This window comes from Anaerotignum lactatifermentans, from assembly GCF_016902535.1.
Lineage (GTDB): Bacteria > Bacillota > Clostridia > Lachnospirales > Anaerotignaceae > Anaerotignum > Anaerotignum lactatifermentans_A.
This window is the reverse complement of record NZ_JACSNY010000011.1, coordinates 1-11438: the sequence shown is the minus strand read 5'-3', so window position 1 is coordinate 11438 and position 11438 is coordinate 1. Positions and strand designations below refer to the sequence as shown.

Genomic DNA, 11438 nt, shown 5'->3' with positions numbered 1-11438 from the left:
TCAACGCTCCTTCCGCCGTGTCACAAGCAGCCAGATCACCACCGGCGCGCCGAATACTGCCGTCACGGAACTGATGCTGACCTCCGTAGGGGCAAATATGGTCCGGGCAATCAGGTCGCAGAGCAGACAGCACACCGCGCCCCCTAAAAAACAGCCGGGAATCACCAGAATTGGCTTCGATGTTCCCAAAAGGCTTTTCACCAGATGAGGCACCGCGATACCCACAAAGGAAATGGGCCCGGCGAAGGCCGTCACGCAAGCGGACAGCAGCCCTGAGAGCAAAATCAGCCAGATCCGGAACCGCCGGACGTTTACGCCGACGCTTCTGGCATAGTCCTCGCCCTGCTGGTAAGCAGAAATGGGCTTGGAAAGGAAGAAAGCCCCCGCCGCACCGGCCAGCACCACCGGTGTCATGATCCGCACGTTGTCCCAGTTCGTACCGGAAAAAGTGCCCATGGACCAGTTATGCAGATTCACAATATCAGCGTCACTGGCAAAGGTCACCACAATATCCGTTACGGCGGAGCAGATATATCCAATCATAACGCCGCCGATAATCAATACCGCCATACTCCCGGCCTTTCGGTTCAGCACCAGAAGAAAGGCCATGCAGACCATAGACCCCGCAAAAGCCGCCAGAATCAAGGCGCCGGAAGTAACCATGATTCCCCGTCCCAGCAGAAAAATCATAGTCAGCGCCACAATGAGCTTGGCGCCGGAGGAGATCCCCAGTACAAACGGCCCCGCGATAGGGTTCTGAAAAAAGGTCTGGAGCAAAAACCCGGAAACAGACAAAGCGCCGCCTAAAAGCAGCGCCGCCAGAATACGGGGCAGGCGGATATCCCAGACAATGCGGTAGGCTGCCTCTCCCATATGACCTCCCCGCAGAATCTCCGCCACATATCCCACGGAAAGGGGGACGGTGCCGGCGTTCAGATTCCAGATAAAAAGCACTGCCGCCGCCGCGGCCATGGCCAGAAAACAAATGGTCCATGTCAGTTTTTTCCGCTGTTCCATCCTGCCCCTCCTTTCTTAATTCAGTCTGTAAAGGTATTCCAGTCCGGTGTCGTCCTCTCCCAGAATGGCCGTCCGGAATTCTCCGATCATATCCCCATGGTTCATGGTAGACTGGAACATATTTTCCGCGGTACACCATACATCCCCATTCTGCACCGCTTTGCTGTCCTCCAGCAGAGGGCACAGTGTCAGCAGTTCTTCTATGGAAGTCAGGGGCTGGCCGCTGGCGCTGTTATAGATCAGCACATCCGCCTCTCTGGCGGCAGCGTAAAATTCTTCCATTTGCAGATTGATGGTAGACAGAGCGTTGTCCCCGCCGCCCAGATCCGGGAAAAGGTATTCTCCTCCCGCCAGCTCGATCATCCGGGATACATAATCCCCCGTCCTGCGCACATTGGCGTATCCTCTGCTGCTGATGTAGAAAAATCCCACTTTCTTGCCGGTATCGGCTTCCTCCGGGATTTCCGACAGCCGGGCTGTCTGTTCCGAAAACAGTTCTTCCGCCAGTGCTTCTTTCCCCAGCAGTGTCCCGTAAACCTTGACCCATTCTGTCCGCCCCAGAGGGTGGGATTCATAGCTGGAACGATCCACCAGAACAGGGATACCTAAATCCTCCAAATTTTCCTTGACCTCCGGTGTATGATAGATCATGGTAGACATAATAGCAAGAGGACAGCCCTCCGCCACAAGCCGCTCATAGTCTGGGGAATTATATTTTCCGCCAAACACCAGCCTGCCCTCTTCCATGGCTTCTCCGGCTTCCTCCAGATACCAGCCGTCCGCCTCCACGCCGGAAAAGGCCAGAGCGTCCAGCCCATCCATGGCGCAAAAATAGGCCATGGTAGATGTCGCCGCCAGATAGGCGTTCTCTACCGGCTGCTGGATCACAGCCACCTCCGCAGGCACCGCCGCGGGAATCTCCATTCCTTCCGGCACCACCAGATAATCGCCTTCCTCCGCAATGGAAATGAGCGCATAGCCCTCTTCTGTTTTTGTAATGGAAAAATTCTCCGCATACTCCAGCGGCACCGTTTCCTCAAAAGCCAGTTCCTCCCAGGAATGGCCCGCTCCCTCTGCCGTTTCCTCGGCTGTCTTTCCACAGGCGGCCAGAAAGGCCATCAGCAGGAATATCACCGCTGCCTTCCAAAGCCGGAATAACCTTCCTTTCATCCGCTACCATCCTTTCTTCTCAGGCTTTCTGGAGGGTGTCCCCGGAAAGTGTCAGAACATAGTCGATTTCGTGGGGCTCGCTCATAGCGATGGTATCCGCCGTAATCTCTATAGGCGTATCCAGCTTCACCGGGATTTCAAAAACGGAATTCCCTTCCGTGTTCACCGGCAGATATTCCACAAAATCCACTACCATATAATCATAATAAGGGCTGCTCCATTCGATTCTTGCCGTCATCTGCCCATTTTGAATGGTCAGTGTCAGAGGAGAAGTGATGGTGCTTTTTCCGCCGCCGCCCTCCAATGTGGCTTCAACTGTATAGGTGCCGTCCTCCACCCAGGGTCGGATGGTTTCGGAACGGAATACCAGCACACGGTCATACCATGCTTCTTTTTTGATGCTCCATGCAGCACAGTCAATTTCCTGATCCAAAGCGGCAACCGGGACAGTATAGGTATAGGCCCCGTCCGCGCCCTCTATATAGCCGATGTACTCCTCCGCAGGGGCCTGCTGGGCCTCTTCTCCGGTGCCCATATACAAATAGCCGTAGCCCTGTCCGCTTAAAGTCAGATCCGCCGTCATTTCGCCGTTTTCCACATTCAATACGGCGCTGACTACTTTGAACATGGTAGAACTGGAATCTACATCAATAAAATATTTCCCCTCTGTATAGCCGTCTGTCTGGCTGACTTCTGTTCCGGGTGCCGCATTTTCCGCGTCATCCTGTGTCTGTCCCGTGCCGCATCCGGCGCACAGTGCCAGCAGCAGTACCATCATCCATAATTTTTTCATTTTTGTCCTTCCTCCCTTTCTTATTGAAAAAAAGCGCATGAACCTCCTCTTCTGTTGGTGTTCCACGAGAGTATCCATGCGCCTATGTCCTTATTCTTCTAAGCTGTCCACAGCCGCCTGGGTATGGGTGATATAAAGTTCCTGAATGGCCGGAATCTCTCCCAGACCGCGGATCACACATTCCACTTCATAGCCTTCTTTGGTGAACCAGGTTTTCCAGGAATCCTCGCCATCCCCCGCCATATCCTGATTGGCGTGGTCTCCCGCCACCAGCATCAAGGGCTGGAGCACCACGCGGGTATAGCCGCCAGCCTTGATTCCCGCCAGCACATCCTCGAAAGAAGGCTCCGCCTCCACAGTACCGATGAAGTAATTCTCATGACCTTTTTCCCGGAGGACTTCCTGCAATTTCTCATAAACACCGTTGGCATCGGCCTCCGTGCCGTGGCCCATAAAGCAGATGGCAGTGCCTTCTTGGGCGTAAGCGGCCGTATCCGCCACAATGGCCTCCGCCACTGCGTCAAAGTCCGCCTCACCGCTCAGCAGCGGCTTTGCCAGCGCCACCTGGATAAAGGAATCCTTATACTCCGTCAGTTCCTTGGCCAAATCCATATACTCATAGCCGCTCATCAAATGGGTAGGCTGTACCACCAGTGTTTCGATCCCGTCCGCAACGGCCTGCTCCAAAGCCTCCGTCACGTTGTCAATCTGAATGTCATCCCGCTCCGCCAGAATGTCGATGATGGTCTGGCTGGTAAAGGCCCGCCGCACCTCATAATCGGGAAACGCCGTCTGTAAGGCCGTTTCCACTGCGCCGATGGTTTTTTCCCGGCTGTCCTCATAGCTGGTGCCAAAGCTGACCGCCAGCACTGCCTTGTCCTTTGTCTCCTGCTCTGTCTGGGCGCCGCCGCAGCCGCTGAGAGCCGCCGCCAGAGCAAATGCCGCCGCCAAAGTCTTTCCTGCTTTTCTCTTCATATACCGTCTCCTTCCATAATTTGCCCCGTCTCTTTTTTGGCGTACGAAAAAAAACGAGGCCGCCCAAATATAGGCGCACCTCGACACAAACTGCTGGAAAAAAACGTACAATATTTGCAGTTCATGCTGCCACGAGCTTTTCGCTCCGCCACACAGAGGTTCGCATAAACTCCCCAGATACAGACGACCCGACTTACGCCCGAAGGCGCTCACGGTTGCTGAGTACAGTGCTGGTCTTTCACCGGCTTCCTCTCTATCTGTGGATTGTAGATATGAAATTTTATCTCATTATATCATTGGAAAACTCTGCCGTCCAGAGCATTTTCCCCATTACCACGCCCCAGCATAGCCAATGGTAATACTGCTGTTGGCAGCGCCGTCCGCCATGGCCTCGGGAACAGATTTCCCCTGACAGACAGCATAGAGGAACCCGGCGATAAAGCTGTCTCCCGCGCCCATAGTATCCACCACCTGACAGGGTACGATGCCATGGGTATAAAACCGCTCCCCGTCGTAAGCCATACTGCCCTTTTCGCCTCTGGTCACCACCACCAGCTTCGGGCCTCTGGCATACATTTTTCTCATAAATTCCTTCAGTTCTTCCTCATTCTTTTCGTCATCGGCGAAAAAAGCGTAGTCCACGGAACCAATGGCGATATCCACCACCGGGTCCTCCGGCTTGGTAGCAAAATCAAAGGCAATGACCGCTCCCCGCGCTTTCAGGGCCGGCAGCTGCCGCTCGCACATGCCCCACAGACCGGAAACCACCATATCGTACCCGCTGAGAAAGTCCAGATCCTCTTCTTCCAGCCGGAAATCCGCCAGCACACCTTCCTCATACTCGCCCAGGATACGGTCACCGTCCACGATCTCCACATGGGTCACGGCGGTATTACCTTCCAGTACCTTTAAGTGGGACACATCCACACCTTTCTTCCGGATGGCTTCTATCATCATTTCGCCGTAGCGGTCCGTTCCCACAGCACCCACATAGGTGGATTCTCCTCCCAGTCTTGCCACATAGACCGCCACATTCAGGGGGTTCCCGCCGGGATAGGCCGTCCCTTCCTTATCATAAACATCCATACAGTTGTCGCCTGCCGCGGCGATTCTGATTTTTTTCTCCATTAGTCTTCCTCCAATGCTTCCCGTATTCTTTTCATGGCCAGTCCCGCGTAAACAGAAGGCTCCTTCAGATAGCCCGTCACCAGTTCAATGGTAGCCTGCCCATCGTATCCTGCCCGTCGGATCTCCGTCAATACCTCCCGCAGGGGAATCCTTCCCTCTCCCGGCAGTAGATGGCTGTCGCTGACGCCGTCGTTGTCAATGATATGCAGGTACCGGAACCGTTTTCCCAGTCTTTTTACATATTCCGCCGCCGGTTCCCCCGTCGTAAAGGGCACCGCCAGATCGCACATCCCCGCCAGATGGGGGTGCTCCACCGCCGTCAGGGCCCGGTCCAGATCCCGCAGGCCGCAGATGACGTTGCTTTCATAGACCGTCAATGGCTCCAATATCAGTGTCACGTCTCGTTTTTGTGCGTAATCCGCCAACCTGCGCAGGCTTTTTTCCAATCGGGCGAAAATTTCTTTCTCCCTTGCTTCGTAGCCGGCATGTCCGGCGGAAAAAAGCATCTTCTTCGCCCCCAGCTCCGCCGTAACGTCGATGGCATCCTCCAGATAGGACATGCTCCGCTCCCATTGGGCCTCACTGCCCATCATATAGTTGAAGGGATAGGCGTTATGCTCCGGCGTAAAACATTCCACCGGCATTTCGTATTTATCTGTCAAGGCACGGATCTGTGCCGTTGTATTCGTTTTCAAATCCTCCACACAGGCGTGGGGGAAACCGCCCCAAAGCTCGATATAGTCATAGCCAAAGCGCCGGGCGTCCGCAAAGGCTTTCTCCAGAGAGTACCGCTGGTACCCGCAGGTAAACAATCCCAGTCTCATGATCTTCCTCCTTTTTCCCAAGAGGTTTTTTGTGAAAAAAGGCTGCCGCAAATTTCTTCACAGCAGCCTTGGGACAATCAGATTTTAATAATCAAACTGTCTGTAATATCTCCGGATGGGCATGGGATGGCAGTTGATCCGCTCAATATGCACATCAATGCGGTTGGTGACAGCGTGCATCACCAGATGACTGATATGGCCGCGGAATTTTTCGCTGATGCCAGCCATGGCGTAATCCTTCGTATCAATGATGGTATAGTTTGCGCAGACCTTCGGCAGGAAAGCCGCTACTCTCTCGCTCAGCTTTCTCTGGGAATCCTCGCTCATAAATACGGTCACAGGCGTATTTTTGTCTACGATTTCCAGCATGCCGTGGAAGAACTCCGCGCTGTGGATAGATTTTGTTCTGATCCAGTGCTGTTCCTCCCAATAGCACATAGCATAGGAATAAGTAGCGCCATACTGATTGCCGGCCCCTACGAAATAATGGATCTGATCCTCGCAGTGCTTTTCGGCGTAAGCCTGGGCAAAGTCATCGGCCGCTTTTTCCACTTCCACCAGACCTTTTGCCAGGTACTGGTCCATTTCCGCGTAAAAAGCGTCATATTCCGGGAACTCGCCCGCGTTTTTCATAAAAGCGTCCGCTGTCATGAAGAACTTCAGCTGTTCATTGGCGGGATAGGAAATGCAGTAATCCACCATTTCCGCCAGTGCCGCCGTCTCCTTGTCAATATAGCCAAAGACCTTTGCGCCGTCTGCCTGGGCCTTCTTTACAGCCTCCACCATTTCAATGGTGCTGCCGGTAACAGAGGAAAGGATCACAATGGTGCCCTTGCCAACCCGTTTGTTGCCGGTGGTGATGTATTCCGCCGCGTTTTCCACAAAGAAATCCAGAGCGGACATCTCCTTCATATGTACTTCCGCCTGAAGGCAGGAAGCCCATGTGCCGCCGATCCCCAGCCAGCAGATATTGCGGTATCCCTCGGCGCAGATTTTGCCCACGATCTCCTCGATCTGCGGGCGCAGAGCCAGCGCGCCGTTTACGCTGTCAATTTGTTTCTGTTCGTCAAACTTTAACATCATTCTTATTCTCCAACTTTCAGTTTCTGATAGTAGTCATTGTAGATGGTGATAGCGTCACCAACGTCTTCCTGGAAGAATACGTTTTCTTTATAATCGAACTGTCTAGCGGGGTCGTTCTGGTATGTTTCAGAAGCTGCCGCTACTGCCGCGTCGTTCGGGCAGGAGTAAGGGAATTCGTCCAGGTTCTTTGCCATTACCTCAGGATCGCAGATGTAGTTCAGGAATTTTTCTGCCAGATCTACATGTTTCGCGCCAGTAGGGATTACATACAGGTCCATACCCAGCTGGATTGCGTCGTCTGTGAAGTCAGCGATCTTGATGGTATCTTTTTCTGCCATTGCCCAGGATGCGTTGCCGTCATAAGTAACTGCAACGGATACTGTGCCGTTGGTCAGGTTCTGTTCCGCGTTGCCGTAAGCGGCTACGTTGTCGTTGAATTTTACCAGCCATTCATAAGCTTCGGCGATTTCTTCCTCGCTGGTGGAGTTAGGATCATAGCCCAGAGCTACCAGAGCCATAGGGAACAGGTTTCTAGCGCCGTCGATGGTGGAGATCTGACCCTTCAGGGCGGGATCGATCAGGTCGTTGTAACCTGTGATCTCGATAGGACATGTCTCGGAATCATAAACTACATAGATGTAGTTCATCAGGTAAGGTACGCAGTAGCCTTTGGATACCCAGTACGCGTCGTTGATGTTGGCGGAATTGGGTACGTTGTCCAGATTGATTTCTTCTACATAGCCGCCCGCAATCAGGGATTCCATGTAAGCGTCACAGGTCATAATCAGGTCGTATTCGTCGCCGCCGCCTGCTGTCAGCTTATTGATGGCATCCGCGTTGTCGCTCATGTAGGACAGGTTTACAGTACAGTTGTTTTCTTCTTCAAACGCAGAAATCAGATCGTCAGAAATGTACTGCTGCCACATATAAATATTCAGCTCAGTACTTGCTTCCGCGTTTGTGTCGTCTGTGGCAGTGTCCGCGTCTGTGGAACCGCCGCAGGCTGCCAGAGACAGTGTCATCACGCCTGCCAGCAGCATTGCCAGTAACTTTTTCATAATAAAGACCTCCCTTTTAATACTTTGCTCTTCTTTTCTTCAAAGAGCTTTGGATAATGTTATTCAAAATCATCGCCGCAACGATGACCAGAATCATGATAGTCGCCAACGCGTTCACATCCGGCGTAATGCCGCTCTTGTTCATGGACAGGATCAGCACCGGCAGCGTGGACTGTCTGGCCCCTGCCAGCATATTGCTCATAACGACGTCGTCAAAGGACAGGGTAAAGGACAAAAACGCCGCGCTCATAACACCGGGGAAAATATTGGGCAGTGTCACCCGGAAAAATGTCTGGACACGGTTGGCCCCCAGATCCATGGACGCTTCTTCCAGCGTATTGCTGTCGCCGCTGATTCTCCCCTTGATGGTTACCACCGCGTAGGGGATACAGAAGGTGCAGTGGCCGATCAAAATACTGCCCAGCCCCAAAGACAGGCCGATTTTCATGAAGATAACCAGCAGTGCCACCGCCATAACGATTTCCGGCACGATAATGGGGATATACAGCATATTGTTGACAGCCTTTTTCCCACGGAACTCATACTTTTTCAGGCCCAGAGCGCCGATGGTGCCAATGGCAACGGAAATAATGGTGCTCAGTACCGCGATAATCAAACTGTACCACAGACTGGAAAGCAGCGCCGAGTTGTTCAGCAGCTTGCCATACCACTGGGTCGTAAAGCCATTCCAATAATAATTGTATCTCTGGTTGTTAAAGGAAAAGGCCATCATTACCGCAATAGGGATATACAGGATAGCATAGACCAAAAAGGCGTAAATGTCTCCCAGAATACGGTTTCTTCTTTCTTTTTTCGCTCGATTGGATACGCCCTCCATTTACACCACCTCCATATCTTCGATCTTGGCGAATCTGGTGTAAATAAAGATCAGCAGCATGGTCACCACAATCAAAAGCACGGAAAGCGCCGCCCCCAGAGGCCAGTTTCGGATAGAGCCGAACTGGTTTTTGATAATATTACCAATAAACAGGACCTTGCCGCCGCCCAGCATATCCGTTACGGTATAGATCCCCAGACTGGGGATAAAGGTCAGGATAATGGCGGAAAAGATGCCCGGGAAGGTAATGGGCAGGGTAATCCGGCAGAAGGTCGTTCTGGGGTTGGCCCCCAGGTCCGCCGACGCCTCCAGCATGGATTTTTCCAGCTTTTCAATGGTGCTGTACATAGGCAGCACCGCAAAAGGCAGCATATTGGTAATCAAACCGATCAGTACCAGCTCGTCCGTATAAATAAAGGAGATGGGCTTATCCACAATCCCTGTGTTTACCAGAAAATTATTGACCGGGCCGCTGGTCTGGAACAGCAGCAGCCAGCTGTTCAGACGCATCAGGGAATTGGTCCAGAAAGGGATCATCAGCAGCGTAATCATCTTCGCTGCCACATCCTTAGGCTTTCTGGCAATGATATAGGCAAAAGGATAGCCGATCAAAAGACATAATACTGTCGTCATCCCCGCCGCCTTCAAGGATTTCAGGATAACCTGGAAATAGGTCGGGTCCAGAATGGTCTGGTAGCTTTCCATGGAAAACTCATAGACCACATCCCCAAAGACCCCACGGGACATAAAGCTGATGAAAATGACATACAGCATGGGAATGGTCACAAAAAGGATCATCCATACAGATACAGGTCCGGCCATAGCCAGCTTCGGCAGCAGGTTTTTCTTTTTCGGTGCCGTATATGTACTCATTCCACCGCCTCCCGCTCTGATTTCTTAATGGCAACCGCTTTTTCCGGCCGCCAGTATACATAAACCTTTTCCCCGGGAGAAACTGTCTGGTCCTGTTCAAACCGGGAATACTTTACTTCCTGGCCGTTGGCCAGATCCACAGCGGTCTTTACCACAGACCCCTGATAAATAAAGTCTTTGACTTTGCCCTCTATGGTAAATCCTTCCACATGGGATGTGGAAACCTCCAGATACTCAGAGCGGATAGATACATGCATTTGTTCGCCCACTTCGAAATACTCGCCGCGAACCAGAAGTCTGCCCGCCTCTGTTTCCACGCACAGCAGTCCATCTTTCACGTCAATGACCTTGCCGTCAAAAATATTGGACTCACCAATAAAGCCTGCCACGAATCTTGTGGCGGGATGCTCATAAATTTCCTTAGGAGAAGCCATCTGCTCAATGCGTCCATCCCGCATGATAGCGATACGATCGCTCATGGTCAAGGCCTCTTCCTGGTCATGAGTAACATAGATAAACGTAATTCCCAGCTTTTTCTGAAGCCGTTTCAGCTCGATCTGCATCTGCTTTCTCAGTTTCAGGTCCAAAGCCCCCAGAGGCTCGTCCAAAAGCAGCACCTTGGGCCTGTTTACCAACGCTCTGGCAATGGCTACCCTCTGCTTCTGGCCGCCGGAAAGGGCATCGGGCTTTCTTTTCTCATAGCCCTCTAGCTGCACCATCTGCAGCATTTCCATGACCCGCTCCTCAATTTCCTTTTTCGGCACTTTTTTAATGGTCAGGCCATAGGCCACATTCTGGAATACTGTCATATGCGGAAACAGAGCATAATTCTGGAATACTGTGTTGACGTTTCTCTGGAAAGGCTCCTTATTTTCGATACGTTCTCCCTCCACCTTGATGATGCCGCTGGTGGCTTCCTCAAAACCGGCGATCATACGCAGGGTGGTCGTCTTTCCGCAGCCGGAAGGCCCCAGCAGTGTCAGAAATTCCCCTTCGGCGATCTCCAGGTTCATATTCTTTACGACATGGTTGCTTCCATATTTTTTCTCTACCCCTTCCAGGGTAATGATCGGATTGTTCATACTGCTCCACACCTTTTTCTTTATTCTGTCAAAATACGCATAAAATCCTTTTTTTACTATACCATTTCTTCAAAGAAAAGACAAGAATCGTCCTGTTTTTAAAAAAATCCTTTTTCTTCCCGAAAAATCAATGTTTTTCTGTCTTTTCATTTTTCCCGCCAGTAAAATTTATTTATTATTTATAAAAAAAAGAGCAAAGGTTTCCCTTTGCCCTGATCGTCTCTTATTTCGCTTCCTCCGCCACGCCTTGCTCCAGATACTGACACAGATGCTCCTGCGCTTCCTTCTGGGTCTGAAAGCTTCGCTTTTCGCCCGTAATATAAAAAACAGCATCGTTCCATTCCCATGCACTGTAATCCATAAGCGGAACCTCCGGAAGAATTTCCTTTAGTTTCGCTGTATGATCCGGGCAGCGCAGATCCGATATATACATACAGCCTGTATGAGATGCCAGATATTCCAGCAGTCCTCTGCTCTGATTTTTATGTTCTTCCATCTATGTCCCTCCTTATGGCTTATTTTTCCCAAATATATCTCTTCTGATACCAATTCTGATTGGCCCCTTTTTTCTGCTCAAAAAGTACACCTTTTGAAACA

12 protein-coding genes are annotated in these 11438 nt (G+C 51.7%); all 12 read right to left on the bottom strand.

What is annotated here, in order from left to right; all coding sequences use genetic code 11:
- The 12 genes from H9X84_RS09140 to H9X84_RS09085 all read right to left on the bottom strand — a co-directional run bounded on the left by H9X84_RS09140 (position 1) and on the right by H9X84_RS09085 (position 11337).
- Positions 1-1017, bottom strand: a complete 1017-nt coding sequence (locus H9X84_RS09140; protein WP_205133936.1) for an iron ABC transporter permease — start codon at positions 1015-1017, stop codon at positions 1-3.
- 15 nt (positions 1018-1032) lie between these two features.
- Entirely contained in the window at positions 1033-2187 is a 1155-nt protein-coding gene (locus H9X84_RS09135; protein ID WP_205133937.1) for an ABC transporter substrate-binding protein, read from the bottom strand.
- 19 nt (positions 2188-2206) lie between these two features.
- Entirely contained in the window at positions 2207-2980 is a 774-nt protein-coding gene (locus tag H9X84_RS09130) for a hypothetical protein (protein WP_243423685.1), read from the bottom strand.
- 90 nt (positions 2981-3070) lie between these two features.
- Complete coding sequence (locus H9X84_RS09125; RefSeq protein WP_205133939.1) at positions 3071-3955, bottom strand: sirohydrochlorin cobaltochelatase; 885 nt, start codon at positions 3953-3955, stop codon at positions 3071-3073.
- A gap of 330 nt (positions 3956-4285) precedes the next feature.
- Complete coding sequence (gene frlD, locus H9X84_RS09120; RefSeq protein ID WP_205133940.1) at positions 4286-5083, bottom strand: fructoselysine 6-kinase; 798 nt, start codon at positions 5081-5083, stop codon at positions 4286-4288.
- Positions 5083-5907, bottom strand: coding sequence for a fructoselysine 3-epimerase (gene frlC, locus H9X84_RS09115; RefSeq protein WP_205133941.1), 825 nt, complete (start codon positions 5905-5907; stop codon positions 5083-5085). The genes frlD and frlC overlap by 1 nt, the downstream gene beginning before the upstream one ends.
- A gap of 84 nt (positions 5908-5991) precedes the next feature.
- Complete coding sequence (locus H9X84_RS09110) at positions 5992-6990, bottom strand: SIS domain-containing protein (protein ID WP_330612318.1); 999 nt, start codon at positions 6988-6990, stop codon at positions 5992-5994.
- Positions 6991-6992: 2 nt separating this feature from the next.
- Positions 6993-8048, bottom strand: a complete 1056-nt coding sequence (locus H9X84_RS09105) for a polyamine ABC transporter substrate-binding protein (RefSeq protein ID WP_207750552.1) — start codon at positions 8046-8048, stop codon at positions 6993-6995.
- 16 nt (positions 8049-8064) lie between these two features.
- A complete protein-coding gene (locus tag H9X84_RS09100) occupies positions 8065-8886 on the bottom strand; it encodes an ABC transporter permease (RefSeq protein ID WP_205133942.1) in 822 nt (273 codons plus the stop codon).
- Positions 8887-9759: an ABC transporter permease gene (locus H9X84_RS09095; RefSeq protein ID WP_205133943.1), complete on the bottom strand. Its 873-nt coding sequence runs from the start codon at positions 9757-9759 to the stop codon at positions 8887-8889. It abuts the gene before it with no gap.
- Positions 9756-10841 carry an ABC transporter ATP-binding protein gene (locus H9X84_RS09090; protein ID WP_205133944.1) on the bottom strand — a complete coding sequence of 362 codons (1086 nt, stop codon included), beginning with the start codon at positions 10839-10841 and terminating at the stop codon, positions 9756-9758. Before H9X84_RS09090 ends, H9X84_RS09095 begins: the two co-directional genes overlap by 4 nt.
- 223 nt (positions 10842-11064) lie before the next feature.
- On the bottom strand, positions 11065-11337 hold the full coding sequence (locus H9X84_RS09085; RefSeq protein ID WP_205133945.1) for a hypothetical protein: 273 nt from the start codon (positions 11335-11337) through the stop codon (positions 11065-11067).
- Positions 11338-11438 lie beyond the last annotated feature (101 nt).